Source organism: Bacteroidia bacterium (assembly GCA_016218155.1).
Taxonomy (GTDB): domain Bacteria; phylum Bacteroidota; class Bacteroidia; order Bacteroidales; family GWA2-32-17; genus GWA2-32-17.
Genome location: JACREQ010000045.1, coordinates 59,359 through 79,502 on the forward strand (window position 1 = coordinate 59,359; position 20,144 = coordinate 79,502).

General features: G+C 30.5%; 21 protein-coding genes and 1 tRNA gene. 1 reads left to right on the forward strand and 21 read right to left on the reverse strand.

What is annotated here, in order from left to right; genetic code table 11:
* Positions 1-16: 16 nt before the first annotated feature.
* From HY951_08135 to HY951_08150, 4 genes are all read right to left on the reverse strand, one after another.
* The gene (locus tag HY951_08135) at positions 17-679 is read right to left on the reverse strand and encodes a hypothetical protein (GenBank protein ID MBI5540012.1); all 663 of its coding nucleotides are present in this window, start codon (positions 677-679) and stop codon (positions 17-19) included.
* Positions 680-690: 11 nt separating this feature from the next.
* Positions 691-1,752 carry an acyl-CoA reductase gene (locus HY951_08140; GenBank protein MBI5540013.1) on the reverse strand — a complete coding sequence of 354 codons (1,062 nt, stop codon included), beginning with the start codon at positions 1,750-1,752 and terminating at the stop codon, positions 691-693.
* A gap of 30 nt (positions 1,753-1,782) precedes the next feature.
* Positions 1,783-2,073, reverse strand: a complete 291-nt coding sequence (locus HY951_08145) for a hypothetical protein (protein MBI5540014.1) — start codon at positions 2,071-2,073, stop codon at positions 1,783-1,785.
* A gap of 106 nt (positions 2,074-2,179) precedes the next feature.
* Positions 2,180-2,497, reverse strand: coding sequence for a DUF2752 domain-containing protein (locus HY951_08150; protein MBI5540015.1), 318 nt, complete (start codon positions 2,495-2,497; stop codon positions 2,180-2,182).
* Between the two features lie 91 nt (positions 2,498-2,588).
* Between HY951_08150 and HY951_08155 the strand changes: the two genes are divergently transcribed.
* A tRNA-Cys gene (locus tag HY951_08155) sits at positions 2,589-2,659 on the forward strand.
* Positions 2,660-2,747: 88 nt separating this feature from the next.
* Here HY951_08155 and HY951_08160 read toward each other — a convergent pair.
* From HY951_08160 to HY951_08240, 17 genes are all read right to left on the reverse strand, one after another.
* Positions 2,748-3,500 (reverse strand): SOS response-associated peptidase, encoded by a 753-nt coding sequence (locus HY951_08160; protein ID MBI5540016.1) that lies wholly within the window; start codon positions 3,498-3,500, stop codon positions 2,748-2,750.
* A 6-nt stretch (positions 3,501-3,506) separates the two neighbouring features.
* Complete coding sequence (locus HY951_08165; protein MBI5540017.1) at positions 3,507-4,757, reverse strand: Y-family DNA polymerase; 1,251 nt, start codon at positions 4,755-4,757, stop codon at positions 3,507-3,509.
* A gap of 1 nt (position 4,758) precedes the next feature.
* Positions 4,759-5,202: a translesion error-prone DNA polymerase V autoproteolytic subunit gene (gene umuD, locus HY951_08170; protein MBI5540018.1), complete on the reverse strand. Its 444-nt coding sequence runs from the start codon at positions 5,200-5,202 to the stop codon at positions 4,759-4,761.
* A gap of 406 nt (positions 5,203-5,608) precedes the next feature.
* Positions 5,609-6,778: a UDP-4-amino-4,6-dideoxy-N-acetyl-beta-L-altrosamine transaminase gene (pseC, locus tag HY951_08175; protein MBI5540019.1), complete on the reverse strand. Its 1,170-nt coding sequence runs from the start codon at positions 6,776-6,778 to the stop codon at positions 5,609-5,611.
* Complete coding sequence (pseB, locus tag HY951_08180) at positions 6,775-7,800, reverse strand: UDP-N-acetylglucosamine 4,6-dehydratase (inverting) (protein MBI5540020.1); 1,026 nt, start codon at positions 7,798-7,800, stop codon at positions 6,775-6,777. Before pseB ends, pseC begins: the two co-directional genes overlap by 4 nt.
* Before the next feature lie 249 nt (positions 7,801-8,049).
* Positions 8,050-9,528 (reverse strand): DNRLRE domain-containing protein, encoded by a 1,479-nt coding sequence (locus tag HY951_08185; protein ID MBI5540021.1) that lies wholly within the window; start codon positions 9,526-9,528, stop codon positions 8,050-8,052.
* A gap of 614 nt (positions 9,529-10,142) precedes the next feature.
* On the reverse strand, positions 10,143-11,021 hold the full coding sequence (locus HY951_08190; protein ID MBI5540022.1) for a hypothetical protein: 879 nt from the start codon (positions 11,019-11,021) through the stop codon (positions 10,143-10,145).
* A gap of 11 nt (positions 11,022-11,032) precedes the next feature.
* Complete coding sequence (locus tag HY951_08195; protein MBI5540023.1) at positions 11,033-12,076, reverse strand: polysaccharide deacetylase family protein; 1,044 nt, start codon at positions 12,074-12,076, stop codon at positions 11,033-11,035.
* Positions 12,077-12,079: 3 nt separating this feature from the next.
* Complete coding sequence (locus HY951_08200; protein MBI5540024.1) at positions 12,080-12,931, reverse strand: hypothetical protein; 852 nt, start codon at positions 12,929-12,931, stop codon at positions 12,080-12,082.
* A 1-nt stretch (position 12,932) separates the two neighbouring features.
* Positions 12,933-13,160 carry an acyl carrier protein gene (locus HY951_08205; protein ID MBI5540025.1) on the reverse strand — a complete coding sequence of 76 codons (228 nt, stop codon included), beginning with the start codon at positions 13,158-13,160 and terminating at the stop codon, positions 12,933-12,935.
* Position 13,161: 1 nt separating this feature from the next.
* Positions 13,162-14,763 carry an HAD-IIIC family phosphatase gene (locus HY951_08210; protein ID MBI5540026.1) on the reverse strand — a complete coding sequence of 534 codons (1,602 nt, stop codon included), beginning with the start codon at positions 14,761-14,763 and terminating at the stop codon, positions 13,162-13,164.
* A complete protein-coding gene (locus HY951_08215) occupies positions 14,751-15,659 on the reverse strand; it encodes a methyltransferase domain-containing protein (GenBank protein ID MBI5540027.1) in 909 nt (302 codons plus the stop codon). Before HY951_08215 ends, HY951_08210 begins: the two co-directional genes overlap by 13 nt.
* Complete coding sequence (locus HY951_08220; GenBank protein MBI5540028.1) at positions 15,656-16,060, reverse strand: VOC family protein; 405 nt, start codon at positions 16,058-16,060, stop codon at positions 15,656-15,658. The genes HY951_08215 and HY951_08220 overlap by 4 nt, the downstream gene beginning before the upstream one ends.
* Before the next feature lie 98 nt (positions 16,061-16,158).
* Positions 16,159-17,703 (reverse strand): glycine--tRNA ligase, encoded by a 1,545-nt coding sequence (locus tag HY951_08225; GenBank protein MBI5540029.1) that lies wholly within the window; start codon positions 17,701-17,703, stop codon positions 16,159-16,161.
* A 123-nt stretch (positions 17,704-17,826) separates the two neighbouring features.
* A complete protein-coding gene (locus tag HY951_08230; protein MBI5540030.1) occupies positions 17,827-19,500 on the reverse strand; it encodes a S41 family peptidase in 1,674 nt (557 codons plus the stop codon).
* Positions 19,501-19,511: 11 nt separating this feature from the next.
* Positions 19,512-19,733 (reverse strand): membrane protein insertion efficiency factor YidD, encoded by a 222-nt coding sequence (yidD, locus tag HY951_08235; GenBank protein ID MBI5540031.1) that lies wholly within the window; start codon positions 19,731-19,733, stop codon positions 19,512-19,514.
* Entirely contained in the window at positions 19,684-20,106 is a 423-nt protein-coding gene (locus HY951_08240) for a ribonuclease P protein component (protein ID MBI5540032.1), read from the reverse strand. The genes yidD and HY951_08240 overlap by 50 nt, the downstream gene beginning before the upstream one ends.
* Between the last annotated feature and the right edge of the window lie 38 nt (positions 20,107-20,144).

The following is a 20,144-nucleotide window of genomic DNA, read 5'->3' on the forward strand; positions in this document are numbered from 1 at the left end:
GGAAAAAAATCTCTGACTAATCTTCGTCAGGATCTCCATCATCATCTTCATCTTCCGGTGCATCTCGATCAATATCTTCCTCCTCTTCCTCTGCTTCGCCTGCAAGTAAAGAATCATCTTCAAATTCAAACTGAATATCTTTTTCGAATGACTCGCTTGCAAAATCTTCTTCGAGTTCGTCGTCAATAATAGGAGCTACTTTTTTTGTACTGAAAACATTTATGTCATCATCATCATCATCAAACAGGCTTGATTTTTTTGCTGCTTTTTTACCAAACTGAGGTGGAATTTCACCACCAAAATCAATACATATAGGGTAATATCTATTTGAAGTATCTTGTTTGGTTTCCATTAACTCTATAAAAAACGACCTTTGATTTATTAAGTCAAAAACGTAAATAAGTTTTTGATGAGCGTCTTTCATAAAAGTGGATAATATAGCTTTATCCATAGCAATTATTTTTTCTCCTCCCTTTACTTGAGTCTCTATTAGAGCAATCTCTTGTTTTCTTTGCCAGTTGTGAGTTGCAATAAAGAATGTTGCATGTAAACTACTATCATACTCCAGTTCTTCCTGAATAAAGTCGTGTAAATCGTAAAAGGTTTGATCGGACATTATCTCAATATCCATAAAGAACTTGTCATCTTCTTCTGATAAAACCTTGAATTTGTAAATCATATTCTAAATAATTAAAGCTTTAATAAAAATTTCATTGTATCAATATTATCTGCATAGTCCCATAAGTTCGGTGCTTGCGACTTCCCGAATGGCACTGCATTTTCAATTTCATTGCTCTTACTCACAATACATTGAATTTCGTTGATATTTTCATTTATTTCGGCGGCTAATATAGTAATAACTGAATAATAGTCATAAAAAATTACAGAAAGTGGCGAAAAAATTTGACGATCGTTTTTTAACAGCATAAATCCATTATCAAAAAACTCTATCATATTCATTTGATAAACGGATTTATGATAGTCGTAATTGTTTGCATATTTATTATGTTGATAAAGATAATTCCAATGATCCATTGCTAAAAAGAAATTATCGAAATTATATTTTTCTGGAACATAAATTTTTGACACATTTCTGCATCCCATTCCGAAATATTGAAAAATATCTTTTGAAAGATTTTTTAAATCTTCAATAGTTTCTTCTCCGGTAAGTACTGCAACAGAATTTCTATTTCGCCTGATAATACTGGGATATTTGCCAAAATAATATTCAAAATATCTTGCTGTATTATTACTTCCTGTTGCAATTATAGCATCAAAATTTGTAAGTTGATTTTCTGAAAAAGAAATTGACGATGTAAACTCAGGTTCGATATCACATAAAATAGAAGATATTAATTTAATAAGAGAATCATCTTTTGACGAAAGTTTACCAATAAAATTATTTCCTGAAATTAATACCGAAACAAAATCGTGCATCCCAACCAAAGGGATGTTTCCGGCTAATATTACACCAACTGTTACTGGATTTTTCTTTTTTTGAATTAAATCATGGTATGGCTCTAACCATTTGTTTAAATTTTCTACAGTTAATAATTCCGACCATGATTTTAAAGCCAGTGTTACGTTTTCTGGTGTAAACCATTGGTTTGTCTGTCGCTGTTCTTCAATAATTTTATCTATTTTACACTTCCATTTTTCTAAAAAAGGAGAGTTAGATTTGCCGGAAATAAAATAGTCGTTTAGCAGTTGACCAAGAGCTGCAAATGCCTCTATTCTTTTTTCCGTACTCATTTTATATTTAAAATTTAAATGAAAAGCAATCTAATAATAATCATAGGTATCCCATGGCATAGATCCGGACGCTGTTCCGAGTGCCAAACCAAAAAATAATACTACAATTATTATATATATTAAAAACAATGCCGACAGTGATAATCCAATAACAGAGCAAATTTTACCGGCTTTCATGTTTTTATATGAAGACTTAGTATAAAGGTCTGGATTTGCTTTATATAATTTACCAGCTTTTCGTGAAAGTACAATTGAAATTATTCCGAGTGTAATACCTGATATTCCATAACACCAGCAAGTGGCAATGGAAATTATTCCCATAACCAGAATGCCTGTAGCATTAGGCAAATTCTTTTGAATATTTGTATCTGTATTATTTGAATAAACAGGTGGATTTATATTTATTTCTTCGTCGCTCATTTCTTAATTAATTTGAATTAATAAGTTTTACAATGTATGCAATAATCATTAACAATGCTGTAAATATAAACGAAATTTTTAAAATCAAAGCCCCGTTTTTATACTTGAAAATTAGGTGTAAAACAAGGAAAATTAATGTGAAAATTATAGGTAATAATGCCGGATATAATTTTACACTTTCTATTATATTTCCTTTTAATAATTCTATAAATGAACGTTGCATTCCACAACCCGGGCATTCTATACCAAAAAATTTTCTATAAATACATGTCCCCATATGACTCTCGAGCCAGTTAATAAAATCGTTATACAGGGAGATTTGCATCGAAAAAACATTATTTTTTACAAACATAGTTTCTTTTTATTGATGAATTTGCAGGATAATGAAATTTTTTAATACTTTTGCAGTCCAAAAAGGTCTCTTGGCCGAGTGGCTAGGCACCGGTCTGCAAAACCGTCTACTCCGGTTCGAATCCGGAAGAGACCTCAGAAAAAACCCTTAATTGTTTACACATTTAAGGGTTTTTTTAATTCATTCTTAAAAATTTTATTTAAAAAAAGTAAAAAATATATAATCAAAGTTTCGTTTCCTGTTCAGATAATAATCCAAATATTTCTGGATAATTATAATAGGCAATTAAATCTGAAGTATAAATCTTTTTTGAGTTTATTGGCATAAACTTTTTAATAGTATGTGCTTTGATTAAATCAGAAGAAACAGGAGTTATAATACTTTTAATTTTTTCAATATTTTGTTCTTTGTTAATCCATTGTTTTGCCGATTCAGGACTTAATATTAGAGGCATTCTTAATTTTGTATTATGAACCTTTGCCATAATTTCATTTGCATCAATAGTTAAAACAGCAAAAGACTTTGTTATTTGGCCTTTACTATCCTTTGTTTCATTCCAAATACCGGCAAAAACAAAAAGTTCTTCATTTTTTAAAGTCACATAATATGGTATTTTTTCCTTTTTAACTTTTCTCCATTCAAAAAATCCAGAACAAAGAACAAGACATCTACGATTTTTAAATGAATTCGCATACAGGTGACTAGATTCAATCTCTTCTGATTTTGCGTTTAGGGTATTATATTTAGATAAAAACTCATCTGCCTGCTGTGTGTTCTCTATATTGTTAGGAAGAAACCCCCATTTAAAAAAAGAAATATCATCCGGATTAGCATCTGTAATAACAGGCATAAAAGGATGATCGAAACCATTAACTATTAGCTGATCCTCGAAAAGATTAAGCTGATCGTTTCTTATAATTTTACCATTTACCAGAGCATTTACGCTCTTCTTTGTTACAGCATAATAGAAACACATATTACACTATGTTTTAACTTTTAATAGTTCGTTCCACCTTGTAGTATATCTTGGAGAAAGTTTTTCCTGTTTAAGCTTCCAGTCTTTATTATTTCCCTGTGCTGCAAGCTTTACAAAATCTTTTCCATATCTGTTATTTAATTTATCCACAAGTTTAGAAATATTTTTATTTTTATCATTACTTTCTTTCTCAAAAAGATTTCCCTGAATAACATTTTCAGATGATATTCCACTTACAATAACGCCGGCTTTCTTATAAAGTAAATTAGGTTTATATATTGACTTAAGACCTATCAATGCGGCATTAACTAAATCATGGTTATTACTCGTTTGCATTGACATTGTAACTGTAACACAATCATAAATATATTTTTCTCTTTCAGAAAAAGGATCAGTATGTATGAATATTGTTATAAAATTGGCAACCGATTTTTGTTTACGAAGCTTTTCTGCACAACGCACAGCATGATTTGCAACCGCTTCGGTAATAACATTAAAATCAGATAATTTTTTCCCAAATGCCCTTGTTGTGGCAATATTTTTTTTACAATGTGTTATTGTATCGAGCAAAATACGCTGCTGTCCTAAAAGTTCATCTCTTGTGCGTTGTCCCACAACTGTTAATTTGTTTCTTACCCAGCTTGCATCTAGTTGACTAAAATCAAACGCTGTTTTAATACCATTATTTAAAAGCATTCTAGAATATTGACGACCAATACCCCATACATCTTCTATTGATGTGTTTTTTAATGCCCATATTCGGGTCTCTTCCGAATCGATAACAAATATTCCTTCTTTCTTTTTTGCTACTTTGTTAGCAATTTTAGCCAATGTTTTTGTGTTTGCAATACCTACACCAACCGGAATACCTACAGTTTCAAATATGGTGTTTTTTATTTTTAATGCATAGTCTTTTAAATTTACATTAATTCCGTCAAGATTAAGAAATGCTTCATCTATTGAATAAACCTCAATATCGGGACTAAACAATTTCAAAGCTTTCATCATTCTATTTGACATATCTCCATAAAGTGTATAATTTGACGAAAAAACTTCTACATTATGTTTTTCAATTATTTCCTTGCGTTTAAAAATAGGTTCAGCCATTTTTAAACCTAAAGCTTTTGCTTCATTGGAGCGCGAAATTATACAACCATCATTATTTGATAGTACTACTACAGGTTTTCCTTCAATTTTATAGTTAAAAACCCTTTCGCACGAAACATAAAAGTTATTACCGTCTACTAAAGCATACATATTATTTATACTCATGAATTGCAAATCTTACCCGCCCCCATAATCTAAAATCTGAACCTTCATCTATTTTTTTTGGCTCAAACTCAGGATTGGAAGGAATAAGATAAAAATCTTTTCCTATTTTACTTACCTTTTTAATTGTAAAATCTCCATCTAAATAACACATCAAAATAGAATTCTTTCCGGGCTTAAACGCCCTGTCAATTACCAATAAATCCCCATCACATATATGATCATTAATCATTGAATTTCCTTCGGCCCAAACAAAAAAAGTTGAACTCTCATTTTTTATCAGGTATGATTTAAGATCCAGCTCATTTTCGATATAATCGCTAGCAGGTGAGGGAAAACCAGCAACTACATTACCACTAACATTAAGTTTTAAATCCTCGAGATCCTTTATATTAAGAATTTTTACCTTAATATTATCTTCTTTTGATTCCATGATAAAATTCTTTTTGTAAAGATAAGGGATATTGGGTGCATTTGTACAAAGTGAGAACACTTAAAAAGTCGAAAATAAATTCAAATTACTCTGATATTCTTTAGTACAGTATTATTTCATAAAAAAACGAGAGTTCTGATAAAATAAAAACTAAAACTTATAAATAAATGCCAGTAATGCTCTGGTATTTGCAATTGCTTTTCCTTCGGTTACTTTTCCTTTTGAATCGCCGTTTGCTTTACCATAAGTGGCTACAGTGTGCTCAATTTAATCGTTTATGGTTCTTATTTCTCCATTAATTAGAAAGAGAGGCAATGTATCATTCCGCTTAGCCATTTATTGTTTGAATCATTCTCTGCTGGAAATAATCTTAAAAGCGTTCCATCCATCACTTTCATTAAGTGCTTTACTCTTTCATCAATTTTATTATTTTTTCTATAACAAAATCCTGTTCTTCGTTAGTTAAAGCTGGAAACATTGGTAAGCTTAAACAATGTGCATAATAATTTTCTGCTATAGGTAAATCGCCATTATTCCACCCAATTTTTTTATAATATGGCATTAAATGTACGGGAATATAATGTACTTGAGCAAATATTTGAAAAGTTCTTAAAAAATCGTAAACTTTTTTTCTGTTTTTAACCTGAATAATATATAAATGATATGCATGAGATGTTTTTTCGGGATAATAAACTTGAGGAGTAATAATATCGGGATATTTAAAAAATGCCGTGTTGTATCTTGCAGCAATTTCTTTTCGCCTTGTTATACCGGCATCAGCTCTCTTAAGTTGACTAATGCCAAGAGCTGCCTGAATGTCGGTTAGGCGATAATTAAAACCAAGCTCCTGCATTTCATAATACCAACTGCCATGGTTTTCAATTAATAAATCAGGGTTCTTTGTTATTCCATGTGTGCGAAGCAATAAAAGTTTTTCGTAAATTTCTTTGCTATTTGTTGTAATCATTCCACCTTCTCCTGTAGCAATATGCTTTACAGGGTGAAATGAAAAAATTGCAGCATCACAATATTTACCATCTCCACAATTAATTTTGTTTCCTTTAGAGTCAATAAAGTAGCCACCGGGTGCATGACAAGCATCTTCTAATAACCACAACCCATATTCGTCTGCAAGTTTTCTAAATTCTTCTGTATTTACTGGATAACCGGCAAGGTCAACAGGAATTATTCCGGAAAAAGTTCCTTTAGGATGAGCTTCTAATAAGTCACGAATTTTATTAATATCTAAAGTAAAAGTATTAGGATCAATGTCCGCAAAAAAGATTTCACCTCCGGAATATAAAACACAATTTGCACTTGCTGCAAATGTTATGGAAGTTGTTATAACTTTAGTCCCATGTTTTACATTTAATGCAAGAGCTGCAAGATGAAGTGCTGCTGTGCCATTAGCAACAGCAACTGCGTATTGACATCCTATATATTTTGCGAATTCATTTTCAAATTCTGCAATTTTAGGACCTTGTGTTAGAAATTCAGAAGAAAGCACTTCGCTGACTGCAGCAATATCTTCTGGTGTAATTGTTTGTCTACCATATGGGATAGGACGTGAGATCATATAGCAAAATTCTTGTCAACAAATTCTTTTGTTAAATTTCTTATTTCTTCAACTGATAGCCATTCTGTATTAGTTCCACTATTGTATTTAAACCCTTCTGGAACATGTTTAGCAGAAAAATGACTTTCATATTTTTTCAGAACTTCTTCAGGTAGTATAGGTAAAATTATATAAAAGTCTTTTGCATCAATAGTGTTATAGCTGTCATGTTCGGTTATCATTTCTTCGTGAATTTTTTCACCGGGACGAACACCAATAATTTCCTGTTTGCAATTTGGTCCAATAGCAGTTGCTACATCTGTGATTTTATATGAAGGAATTTTTGGTACAAATATTTCTCCACCAAGTGCTCTCTCAAGAGCCATCAATACAAGCTCAACACCATCTTCAAGTGTAATGTTAAACCTTGTCATTTCGGGGTGTGTAATAGGCAAAACTCCTTCTTTACGTTTATTCATAAAAAACGGAATTACTGAACCTCTGCTTCCCATTACATTTCCATAACGTACTACAGAAAAAGTGATATCACGTTTTCCTTTAATATTATTTGCTGTTGTAAAAAGCTTATCAGAACATAGTTTTGTTGCTCCATATAAATTTATGGGTGACGCAGCTTTATCAGTAGACAATGCAACAACTTTTTTCACTCCACAATCTAATGCAGCATTTACAACATTTTCGGCTCCAATAATATTTGTTTTAATAAACTCCATAGGGTTGTATTCAGCAGTTGGAACCTGTTTTAATGCAGCTGCATGAATAATTATTTCAATTCCTTCACATGCACGACGAAATCTTTCAGCATCTCTTATATCTCCAATAAAATAGCGTATCCCATCATATTTCTCTCTGGGAAATTGCTGTGCCATTTCAAATTGTTTTAACTCATCCCGTGAATATATTACCAGACGTTTAACCTGAGGCCAACGAGTTAAAATTGTTTCAACGAACTTTTTTCCAAATGATCCGGTTCCCCCGGTTATTAAAATTGATTTTCCGTTAAGATCAAGATTTGATGTCATTTATTGTCGAATTAATCAGTAAAATTAATAATTTACTTATTGTAAGTATGCACAAAAATAATCTATTCAAAATAATAATTGAATAAAGTTTTTTTGAATTCGAAATAAAACCTGGTTAATGTGTTGACAGTTAATCTACTCTATTATCAATTTGGCATTTATGATATTTTATTTTTAAAAACATCAAAAATAATTAATACCAACAATAAAGAAGTTTTATTAAAAAATGTAATGACAATAGATTTTCTATTATTGTTTTATGATTTTCATACAATTAGTGGAATTTTCTGAAGTCATTTTTATAAAATAAATTCCATTTACATATTTTGAGACATCAATAGAAGTTTTATTTTTTATAGTTGATGAATAAAGTAGTTTACCATGTATATTTAATAGATCAATTTTTAAGTAACCGTTAATTGAATTTATTGGTTCAATATTAATCAGGTTAGTTGCAGGGTTAGGATAAATGTTGATATTATCTGGAAAATAATTTTTTTCAGAAATATCAGTTTGATTAACATAACAAATTTCAATCTTAGGATGTAAAGTTGTATCGTTAACGTCACTTGAGGCAAAAATAACACTTCTATAATATTGTTCATTTTGTAATTTAAGACTTAATCCAAAACTATTAGTTGGGTTGTTAACAATATCTTGAACTAATGAGGTGACATTAATAGTATAGTTTTGATGTATAGTAGAACTTGCAGGAACTGAAACTTGATTTTGTGTTGTTACATTTGGTTGATTATTCCATGTAATTGTCTGTTCATTCCATGAGCCAATAACTCTTTCTACAAACATTGCATTTGAGCCGCTAAGTTGACTATGTTCTCCACTGCAAGATTGAGAATTTGGGAAATTATATAAAAAAAGAGTTGCAGAAGTAATCGTTGCTCCGTCAGGAATTAATGAAAAATTAAAATCAATAAAACTTCGCTGAATCTCAGGAGTGCCACTATAAGTCCATCCTAAAATGTTAAATTCATTTGACGATCCATAATTAGTACTAGGGTGTAAGTCCCATACTAATGCATCTTTACCATCAGTAGAGTTTGGTCGAAGAGTATAACATTCTTCATTATTCAAAGTATATGTTATTACAATTTTTGGATGTAAAGTAGTATCGCTAACGTCACTTGACGCAAAAATAAGACTTCTATAATATTGTTCCGTTTGTAAGTTTAGTCTAAGCCCAAAACTATTGCTTGGATTATCAACAATATCCTGAACTAATGATGCAACATTAATAGTATAATTCTGATGTATGGAAGAACTTGCCGGAACTGAAACCTGATTTTGTGTGGTTACATTTGGTTGATTGTTCCATGTTATTGTCTGTTCATTCCACGAACCAATAACTCTTTCTACAAACATTGCATTTGAGCCGCTAAGTTGACTATGTTCTCCACTGCATGATTGCGAATTCGGGTAATTATATAAAAAAAGAGTTGCAGAAGTAATTGTTGCTCCTGCAGGGATTAATGAAAAGTTAAAATCAATAAAACATCGCTCTATTTCAGGAGTGCCATTAAAAGTCCAGGCTAAAATACTAAATTCATTTGACGATCCATAATTAGTGCTAGGGTGTAAGTCCCATACTAATGCATCTTTACCATCTGTGGCATTTGGTTGAAGAGTAATGGTTGTTTGTCCAAAAAGATTGTTATGTATAATTAAAAAAGAAATAAATACAAGTAAATTAATAACTGCAAAATGTTTCATAGTGATAAGATTTATAATTAGAAAATAGTTTTAATATTTATCTTGTTACGTAATAAAAAAAATTATGTTTACAAGAAGGAGGAATAATTATTCGCGAAAGCGCTATAAATATGATTATTAATCAAATGCGAGCTTGATTTAACTAGCAAATATTTTTTCATTATTAATAGATGGTTTTTTATTTTAAAAAGGAATAATCAACAAGTCCTAAAATAAAATTAAAAATTGTGAATACAGCACTATTACTCAATTTATACTACTTATTGAAACTCATCTTAACTGTTTTTTTGATTAATTAATGACTAGATTTTACTATGTAGAATTCTTTGCAAAAATCATCTGCCCAACAAAGTAGTATTAATCAAAATACAGGTCGCTTTTATGTTTTTGTAACAACATTTAAAAAATCTTAAGTAAACCTATGAATCTTCTTGATTTTTAACTGAACATCATAACAAAGAACAAATAAATCGTTAAAAAACTTTATCTAAAAAATTCACTTTTTGTCGTGACAAAGTAACAAAACTATGTATTCCATTATTTAATCTCTAACTCACGTATTATTACTAAAAGTTTAATATTTTCAACTCTTGAGTTGCATTTGTTAATGAAAACTAGGGCATTTTATATCGATCAAAAGCATCAATAAATGAGTTTGGTGTTGCATTAATTATGTTAATGTTCACTTGTTTGGCATATTCCTTAATGACAAAATAGCTTTGAAAAGAATAAGCAAACTTTAACAATATTTCATGGAGTTTTTTAATCTCCTTTATTTTATTCATAGGTTCTGGTTTTGATGTAGACTCGTCATAAAAGTGCTTTTGATTTACTAATACAAGATTATTGCTATCAACTGAAATTTCTGAAAGCCAGGAATGGTCGGCACCCCATAAATAAATATTTTTAAATCCAAGGTTTATTGAGAGCATTAATGAAGGTATTAATACATTATGTGTACGTGGCATACCAAATTGTTTACGGAAGAAAAAATGTCTGAACCAACGAGGTCCTTCAACTGGAGTAATATTGTAATACTTAATAGTAATATTTTTATTTTTAATTATATCTTCTTTCCATCTTTTGAATTTCCTAGCCTCATATGGAATAAACAAAGTTAAACCCCATTGGGTTTTATTAGCGATATCACTGTATAATTTTTTGCTATGTTCAATATAACTTTCTTTTACATTGTTTCGCCAAAGATCAGGAGCAGAAATGATATGAAAGGCAGGTTTTAATTCTTCGTAATATGGAGTTGTAGGAAAAAAATTAACACAGAATAAGGATTTATTTTCTATAAATGATTTTTGATTTTCAATTAAACCATTAAGTGAAGGGCCATTTCCAAGAATTAGACAATCGTTAGCGGGGTGAATGTTTTTTATTTTAGGAAACCAGTTTGCAAAAAATATAATTCGCAAAAAGGTAGCAAAAATATTTGTTGTGTTACCGAAAAAGTTTAAAAGAAGTTCTGCAAAAGTAGTTTTCATAAATATTATTACTAATAAACGATTCGTTTAAATTTGTTTATTATCATTGGAGCTGCGCCCATTGCAAAACTCATATCTCTATGCAAATGACCAATAGTAGCATTTCCGTTAATATGAATTCTGGGTAACCGGCAAATGTGCTTATGATGTTGTGTAAAAACATTTGCAAAAAGGGTTGTGGTGGCTGTTTTAAATCCAGCTTGTTCTGTAAAAACAAATTCTCTTTCTCCTACATATTGTTTGTAACCATATGGATAAGCTAAATGATAAATTTCTTTTCCTAAATTTCTTTCAAGTTCTGTTTTAGAATTTAAAATCTCTGACTTCATTTCTTCCTCGGTCAGATTTGTTAGACAAAGATGGTTAACTGTATGCGAGCCAATGGTTACTAATTTATTATTGCTTAATTCTATTAGATTCTCCCAACTTAATGCCATTGAGTTTGTTAAGCTATAAAGGTTATTTACATAATTTTTAAAAATACTTTCAAGAGCAGGAATGTATGTATTTTGATCTTTACTAACAATTATTTGGTGAACTTGCCTAAAGCAAATTTCTTTTTCTTGAATGGTATTGCAGCAAAGATTATAATCAGTGTTATTAATTGTAAAATGCAATGCCTTGTTTTTTAGCAAAATGTCTTCAAGTAAATACCACCAAATTATTGCCGTATTATTTGGAAAGCTATTGGATACGTATATCGTGAAAGGAATATTATATTTTTTAAATATAGGAAATGCGAAAGTGTAATTATCAATATAACCGTCATCAAGTGTGAAAACTACAAATTTATTTTTAATATTGTTATTAACGAGGTCGGAATATAAATTGTCAAGAGAAATAAAATTGTATTTCTTATGAATGAAAAATTGAATAAGTTTTTCAAGATATTCGGGAGTGATTTCCATTGATTTATTAACCTTAAGGCGTAAGTCACCTTTGTCTTCCAATACCCTGTGAAGCATTAGGATATGACCCTGTCCCGAATAAAAATATTTCGAAACATAATCGAGTCGCGTTTTGGCTAAAACATTTAAAATCTTATCAGTATTCATTTATTAAATGTCTAAAATTACCGTTTCGGAATATAAGGTGTCAATAATTTTAATGATATCTTCTTTACCCTTAATTAATTTAAACATGGGTAGTTTTTTATATTTAAATAAAGCCCTAATAGAATTATTTTTAAAGAACATTTCATCAATTAGTACAAAAGGAGTAAAGTTTTTAAAACAAAGGTACCGGTTAATCAAATTAGTATTACTACTGTATAGGTTGTAATTCCCCACATAAAGTATCTGAACTGTTTTTAAAAATCTTAACTTTTTTTTATTATAAATAATAAGACAGGTATCGTCAAACTGTTTTACAAATAAAAATTGAAGATTTCTATAGGCTTGGTGGTCATTAATAATTTGTAATTCTTTTTCTGATAGTTGAGGTTTTATTTTATCAATATTAAGTTCTATGCTACAATGAGAGTTAGTAACAATGGGGTTGGGAACTAGTAAAATGTTTTTTCCAATTATACTGAATCCCAGTTTTTGCATAATAGGTATTACGTGTTTTGCTGGAAAAAAACTGGTAATCACTTTATCTTTCATTTTAAAAAGGGGAGTTAATAACATTAGACTTCTGTTTTCATATCCCTCTTTAATAACCCATGTTGTTAAATTGCAAAATTCATAGGTTGTATTTTCTACCGTACGTACTGAAAATATAAAACCTATATAACCAACAACTTCATTGTTATTTGTTAATTTATAACCAAAATAATCTTCTTCTGAATGCCAATGAGGCATAAATAATTGTTTCCAGCCACTAATCTTTACTTTCGAATTGTGAAATCGCGAAAAAAGTGGAAGTATTTCTTCAAAATCTGCTTGTTTTACTTTTTCAAGCGAAAGCATTTTATGCTGTTTTTTTTAAAAGCAATTCATAGATTGATTTAAAATCTGTCATTTCAAGAATTTCTTCTGGTTCAACAGATACTGAAAATTCTTCCTCTATTGCAGAAATTATTATTAAATGATGAATGGAATCCCAGTTTTCAGAATTTTCCTGAGAAATGTCTTCAGTAACCTTAACAAAATCCATTTCAAGAGATGTGGCTAATATATTCTTTAATTTATCTTTCATGTTAAACGGGTTCAATTATTTTGTAATAATCCTTTATTTCTTGTGTTTTGTTTATTCTAAGTACATATTGTTTGATATTATCAGTATTATCTGATAAGGAAAAACCAAAATTATCATAAAAGTTTTCAACCTGCATGTTTTTAGCTGATTTTATAAAAGAAGCCTCAACTTCTACAATCCCTTTATTGTGCAGTTTATTCAACACATATGACAAAAATACATTTTCAATGTTTCTGCCGAGTATTCTACAGCTCATTAAGAAAGTATCAATATACGCTTTTTTGCTGGTTAGGTCAATTTTAGAAATACAAAGTGCAGTTATACCGTTATCGCCAAATTTATCTTTTACTGAAGCACAAATAACAATATGTTTATTATCAATAAAATTTTGAATTTCGTTTTCGGAATATCGTTTAGTAGTTAAGTTGAATTGATTTGTCTTTTGGGTCATTTGAGCAATGCGAGAAATGTTAAAAGAATTTGCTAAAGATACCGAAATTTCTATATTTAGATTTTTAATAAAGCTTTCTGTATCTGTAAAATTATTTTTAAAATCGTTTCTGATTTTATTTTCCTGATATTGTAATGTCTTTGTTTTATCTTCATTTGTTAATAAATAGATCTGGAAATATTTCTTGTATACGTCATTGAAAAATGATAGTAACTCATAAGGCTGCTTAGGGAAATCGGGAACTACCACATCAGGTAATGAGTTGATGACAAATGAACGTTCTACTGGACTGTCATCTAAAAACACAAAGGAATCAATTCCAATATTCAACTCAGTTGCTAGCTCGGCAATATTTGCTGCTTTGTTATTCCAATTTATCCTGTATGCAGAAAAGTTAGATCTTTTTAAGATCATCTGTGGGTGTTTTTCAAAAGCTTCAAAAACATCGGATTCGTTGTTTTTACTACAAATTGCTAAAATTATACCGTTTTTATTTGCTTCTAAAATAGCTTTCTGAAAGTCGACAAATGAATTTCCCGGGTATGAGTTTCCGAGTTTAATCCCATGAATTCCATCCTCACCAAGAACACCACCCCACAGTGTGTTGTCAAGGTCAAGAATCAGACACTTTTTTCGCTTTGAGAGCAGAGCATTTATTTTTTCTGAGAACCAAAGTTGAAAAGGTTTGGCAAGTTTAGGGCTAATAATGGTCTGAGAAATGTAATAAAATTTCCAGTCGATAAATGTTTGATGATGATGTTGGCTAAGAAAATCAGAAAATTCGAAAACCTTTAAATTAGAATGTTGTGAGGTAAGCTGATAAAGCTTATTGTTATAATTGTTAATGGCATTTTTAACTCTAAAGTCAGCGTTCTGCCAACGGTAATTTAAAAGATCAATTAAGTCAAATGCTATAATTTGTTTAGTAGATGGAATATTTGAAAGAATATATTCAATACCATCAGAGAAAAGTTTAATTTCATTTGTTAAAGTTTCAATATCTGTATTTATGGGAAGCAAAAAAAACCATAAATAAGCATCAGCAGCTGGTATATGTGCGATGTCATTATATCCTCCATATGAAACATTAAATGGTTCAAAAAGGATTTCAATAGTACTATTCCTGAAAATGTGATATTTTAATCCTTCCATGTTGTTATAACTCCATAGTTAATTGGAACCTTGTTTTCTAATAGTTTTTCTTCACTCATCTCCTGTAAGGGCAGTATAAGCTCTTTTTCTATTGATAAGCCACAGTTGTCAATCATGTTCCTTATTTCATCAACCGTTTTAAATAAATATAAATGATCAATAGCTGCAGAATTAATAACAGTTGTTAAATGCATTTCTCCATTTTGCTTAAGACCTTTCTTCAGTTCAAGTATTAAGTTTTCGGGGTTAGGGATATGCTCTAAAAGTTCACCACATACAATATAATCGTATTGTTTGCCATTAAATTCATATGCTTTAGTAAATAATGTATAACGCGTATCATGGACTTCCTTAAACTTTATAAAATCCTGAGTCCACTTAACAGAGTGGTTACTTATATCATATCCATCAGCGTTTACATAAGAGTTACAGAGTGCGCTATTTATATAGGATCCATGTCCGATTCCAACTTCCAGAAAATCACCATTAGGATTTTTCCATTCTTTAACCCAGTTTTCATAAAATAACCATAAGGTATAATGGTTTCTCCAAAAACAATAAGAAAGTCTTAAACCTGGCAAATAATATTTATTCATTACTTCTTCAGACTGATATACTTTCTGGTTTATGTCTTCATATGCTGAGTCGGTATAATATCCTTTTCTGATAAGAAACGATTGATATTTTATGTGTTCTAGACAAATACGGGCAAAAGAATCAACAGCATTTTCAGGTTTATAGGATGTGTTTGTAGAATTTAAAAAATGTATGGTTTCGTTATACCAATTTTCACTGAATTTGTAAAAATCTTTATCGTTTTCCAGATTTAACAATATACTTTTGCTTATAACAGCATATTTCTTCTTGAAATAATATAAAATTTCTTCGAATGTCATTTTTCTTCAACTATTTCGATTAATCCTAGGTCTTTATGATACATAAAACAAATCAAATTGTTATTCATTCCTGAAGCTACACATGGTTGTTTAAGCAATACAAATTTTATTTTCTTTAATATCTCAATTGATTTTTGAATATCTTTAGATGAATAACATATATGGTATGGTGTTACACCAACTTTACTTACAATTTGATTTACGGGTGATTTTTCATCAACGGCTTCTATCAGTTCTATAACCGGATGACCTTCTTTTTTTAAGAAACAAAGCTTTACATTTTGAACTGTATCAATTACAATCTCATTTGATGAATACCCAAGTAAAATATATTGATCCCTTGTTTTCTCAATGCAATTTGTAGCAACACCAATATGATGAAATTGTAAAGGGATATTCATTTTTTCAGGATTGAGTTTTTAAATATACATCATTTAATTCAAAATTAGTGAAAACATATGTAAGTCTTTATTTCATAACAAATATTAACATGTTAACATTATGCAAGAATTGTTTTAAAATGTTTCTCCAGATTGAGTTTTTCAGAAACAATCGAACTAATCTGTGAAATCGTAATCCGTTCTTGCTTCATACTGTCACGTTCGCGAATAGTAACTGTATTATCTTCTAATGTTTGTTGGTCAATTGTTATGCAGTATGGTGTTCCGATTGCATCTTGTCTTCTATAGCGTCTGCCAACTGTGTCTTTTTCGTCATACTGGCACATAAAATTGAGTTTAAGTGAATCCATAATTTCATGTGCTTTTTCTGGCATACCATCGCGTTTTACCAATGGTAAAACAGCCACTTTAATAGGTGATAATACAGGAGGAATTCTTAAAACCATTCGTTCTGATCCGTCTTCAAGTTTTTCTTCGTTATAAGCATAACTTAATATTGCAAGGAATGTACGGTCTAAGCCAATTGATGTTTCTACAACATAAGGCACATAACTTTCATTTGTTTCTGAATCGAAATACTGTAATTTTTTTCCGCTGAATTGTTGATGCTGGTTTAAATCAAAATCGGTACGAGAATGAATACCTTCTAATTCTTTAAATCCGAATGGAAATTCGAATTCTATATCGGTTGCTGCATTTGCATAATGTGCTAGCTTTTCATGATCGTGAAAACGATATTTAATTTCAGGAATACCTAAAGATAAATGCCATTTTTTGCGGGTGATTTTCCAGTACTCGAACCATTTCATTTCTTCACCTGGTTTAACAAAAAATTGCATTTCCATTTGTTCAAATTCGCGCATACGGAAAATAAACTGTCGTGCAACTATTTCGTTTCTGAATGCTTTTCCTGTTTGTGCGATACCAAACGGAATTTTCATTCTTCCGGTTTTGTATACATTCAAAAAGTTTACAAAAATTCCCTGGGCTGTCTCGGGACGAAGAAAAATAGTTCCTGCATCATCAGTAACAGATCCCATTTGAGTTGAAAACATAAGGTTAAACTGGCGAACATCTGTCCAGTTGCGGGTTCCAGAAATTGGACAAACTATGCCTTCTTCTTCAATAATAGCTTTTACATCAGCAAGATTGTTGTCGTTTAATGCTTTTGCAAAGCGGCTTTTAATAGAGTCGAGTTTATTTTTGTATTCAACTACTCTTGGGTTTGTTGAAATAAACATAGCACTATCAAAAGTTTCGCCGAAACGTTTTGCAGCTTTTTCGACTTCTTTATTTATTTTATCTTCAATCTTAGCTAAATGTTCTTCAATAAGTACATCAGCACGATAACGTTTCTTAGAATCTTTATTGTCAATTAATGGATCATTAAAAGCATCAACGTGACCCGAAGCTTTCCAGATGGTTGGATGCATAAAAATTGCAGAATCAATGCCTACAATGTTTTCATGAAGCTGAACCATGCTTTTCCACCAGTATTCGCGTATATTGTTTTTTAAAAGAGAGCCAAGTTGGCCATAGTCGTAAACAGCAGCTAATCCATCATATACTTCACTTGAAGGGAAGATAAATCCATATTCTTTTGAGTGACTGATGATTTTTTTAAAAAGTTCTTCTTGCGTCATATCTATATATTTTTTCTGTTGCCAAAGATAATGAATGAGATGAAGAATTTAATTGCAAAGTGAAAATTTTACAGCTAAAATGAAATAAACAATAGCAAGATATGGTGTTATACCTGAATCTGATTACTTTTTAGCAGTAGTATGTAAAATTGTATTATACCTTGTTTTGTCTTTTAAAATTGCAATAGCTTCTTTCATTGCAGGATCTCCTTTAAGTAATGCCTGCATTCTTCCTTTTTGAAAATAGTAACGGCTTACAATTTCTTCAAATAGTAATTGTTCTATTTCCGGTTTAAATACCTGAAGATCTTTATTTCTATCATGAGCAAGTTTTTTCTTTAAAACTTCTATTTCGTCTTTAACTAAGTCAAAATATTTTTCATCTTTAGTTGATTCTGTTAGAAGCTTTAAATCTTCTTCACTTTGAGTTTCATAATCACAATTTTTATCTTGCAGAAAAGCTATAAAATCGTTATAAATTTCATCAGTAATAGAAAACTCTGATATTTTAGGAATGCTAGGATGTTTAAGTGCAAATTCAGTTGCAAAATCAAATAATAAATTTTTACTATATAAGCTTCCAGACAAATTACTTAGTTGTTCCGATTCTAATAAAACATCAGGTGAAACACCACCACCATCATAAACTATTCGTCCGTTTTTTGTTTGAAATTCTGTTACTAGTGAGTCGGGAACTTTACCTACGCTGCCATCAGGGTTTCTATGGGTATAATCAAGCGCCTGAATACAACGACCGCTTGGGGTATAATATTTAGCTGTAGTAATTTTAAGTTTTGCATTATAACTTAAAGGACGTGTTGTTTGAACAAGACCTTTTCCAAAAGTACGTTGACCGATTATTACGCCCCTGTCGAGGTCTTGAATAGCTCCCGAAACAATTTCTGAAGCTGAAGCCGAACCGCTATTTACGAGAACAACAATTGGCATTTTAGTATCAACAGGTGCCATTGATGCAGTATAATTTTTATCCCAGTCTTTTACTTTACCTTTTGTGCTAACAATTGGCTCAGATTTTTCGACAAATAAATTAGTAATGTTTACCGCTTCTATTAGAAGCCCGCCGGGATTACCACGTAAGTCAAAAATTATTGATTTTACTCCTTTATTTTCTTTTAAATCTACAAGTGCTTTTTTAACTTCCGAATACGCACTTTCTGTAAAACTAGATAAATTAATATAGCCAATGCTATCACTAATTACTCCATAATAAGGAACAGCATCAATCTTAATTTCTTCTCTTTCTATTGTTTTCTCAATAGGGTCGGCAGTTCCGGGTCTTTTTAAAGTTAATTTCAAATTTGTTTTTGGTTGCCCTTTAAGCATGTCGCTTACTTCGCTTGACGATTTTCCTTTAATAGATAGTCCGTCTATCTCAATAATAATATCTCCTGCATTTATTCCATTTTTCTGAGCAGGAAAACCTTCATAAGGCTCAGTTATTACAACATAATCTCCATCTTTTCTAATTAAAGCACCTACACCACCATATTGTCCGGTTGTCATAAACCTGAAATCTTCCATTTGTGATTCTGGAATAAACACAGTGTACGGATCTAATGAATTAAGCATTGCATCTATGCTTTTCTTAACTAAATCGCCGGGTTTTGTGTCGTCAACATAATACAAATTAAGTTCCCTGAAAAGTGTATAATAAATGTCAAGGTTTTTTGCTATTTCAAATGTGGTGTTGTCATCAAATGCAACAAGGGTTAGAGATGCAACTCCTAAAAAAGTTGCAATCATCCAAATCTTTATTCTTTTAAAAATCTTTTTCATTAAAAAATTAATTAAGGTACCGGATCGTAACCATGTCCTCCCCATGGATTACATGATAAAATTCTTTTTATTGATAAAGTAGTGCCTTTAAAAGGTCCATGTTTTTGAAGAGCTTCTATTGCAAAAGCAGAACAAGTAGGAGTATAGCGACATGAATTTGGTAACACTGGCGAAATGACATACTTATAAATTTTTACCAGAAATATTAATACCGCTGTTATCGCTTTTTTCATTCAGTTTTATTAAACGCTGTAAAGTTAAGATTATTTTAGATTCAATAAATTGAAAATTTGGCACATCATCCCCAATATATGTTAAAAGAATATTCATTTGAACTTCTTTATTATTTACTATAGAAACCAACTCATTTTTATTAAGTCGATAAGATTCACGCATAATGCGTTTAATATAATTTCTGTCGACAGCTTTTTTAAATTTTCTTTTCGGTACGCTAAAAGCACATTTAATTGTTGCCTTTTCAGTTTTTGGAACAAGCATCCATCGTATTTTCAAAGGAAAAATCACAAATGAAAAACCTTCATTTATAATAAGAGTAATACTTTTTTCGCTTTTAAGATGTTCAGCTTTTCCGAATTTGAAAGGCATATGTTAATTATCAACCGACAATTTTAAAGAATTAATTG

Bases quoted from the DNA above. Each gene is read 5' to 3' on its own strand.
- HY951_08135 (MBI5540012.1), bottom strand. From the start codon at position 679: ATGATTTACAAATTCAAGGTTTTATCAGAAGAAGATGACAAGTTCTTT.
- HY951_08140 (MBI5540013.1), bottom strand. From the start codon at position 1,752: ATGAGTACGGAAAAAAGAATAGAGGCATTTGCAGCTCTTGGTCAACTG.
- HY951_08145 (MBI5540014.1), bottom strand. From the start codon at position 2,073: ATGGGAATAATTTCCATTGCCACTTGCTGGTGTTATGGAATATCAGGT.
- HY951_08150 (MBI5540015.1), bottom strand. From the start codon at position 2,497: ATGCAAATCTCCCTGTATAACGATTTTATTAACTGGCTCGAGAGTCAT.
- HY951_08160 (MBI5540016.1), bottom strand. From the start codon at position 3,500: ATGTGTTTCTATTATGCTGTAACAAAGAAGAGCGTAAATGCTCTGGTA.
- HY951_08165 (MBI5540017.1), bottom strand. From the start codon at position 4,757: ATGTATGCTTTAGTAGACGGTAATAACTTTTATGTTTCGTGCGAAAGG.
- umuD (MBI5540018.1), bottom strand. From the start codon at position 5,202: ATGGAATCAAAAGAAGATAATATTAAGGTAAAAATTCTTAATATAAAG.
- pseC (MBI5540019.1), bottom strand. From the start codon at position 6,778: ATGATCTCACGTCCTATCCCATATGGTAGACAAACAATTACACCAGAA.
- pseB (MBI5540020.1), bottom strand. From the start codon at position 7,800: ATGACATCAAATCTTGATCTTAACGGAAAATCAATTTTAATAACCGGG.
- HY951_08185 (MBI5540021.1), bottom strand. From the start codon at position 9,528: ATGAAACATTTTGCAGTTATTAATTTACTTGTATTTATTTCTTTTTTA.
- HY951_08190 (MBI5540022.1), bottom strand. From the start codon at position 11,021: ATGAAAACTACTTTTGCAGAACTTCTTTTAAACTTTTTCGGTAACACA.
- HY951_08195 (MBI5540023.1), bottom strand. From the start codon at position 12,076: ATGAATACTGATAAGATTTTAAATGTTTTAGCCAAAACGCGACTCGAT.
- HY951_08200 (MBI5540024.1), bottom strand. From the start codon at position 12,931: ATGCTTTCGCTTGAAAAAGTAAAACAAGCAGATTTTGAAGAAATACTT.
- HY951_08205 (MBI5540025.1), bottom strand. From the start codon at position 13,160: ATGAAAGATAAATTAAAGAATATATTAGCCACATCTCTTGAAATGGAT.
- HY951_08210 (MBI5540026.1), bottom strand. From the start codon at position 14,763: ATGGAAGGATTAAAATATCACATTTTCAGGAATAGTACTATTGAAATC.
- HY951_08215 (MBI5540027.1), bottom strand. From the start codon at position 15,659: ATGACATTCGAAGAAATTTTATATTATTTCAAGAAGAAATATGCTGTT.
- HY951_08220 (MBI5540028.1), bottom strand. From the start codon at position 16,060: ATGAATATCCCTTTACAATTTCATCATATTGGTGTTGCTACAAATTGC.
- HY951_08225 (MBI5540029.1), bottom strand. From the start codon at position 17,703: ATGACGCAAGAAGAACTTTTTAAAAAAATCATCAGTCACTCAAAAGAA.
- HY951_08230 (MBI5540030.1), bottom strand. From the start codon at position 19,500: ATGAAAAAGATTTTTAAAAGAATAAAGATTTGGATGATTGCAACTTTT.
- yidD (MBI5540031.1), bottom strand. From the start codon at position 19,733: ATGAAAAAAGCGATAACAGCGGTATTAATATTTCTGGTAAAAATTTAT.
- HY951_08240 (MBI5540032.1), bottom strand. From the start codon at position 20,106: ATGCCTTTCAAATTCGGAAAAGCTGAACATCTTAAAAGCGAAAAAAGT.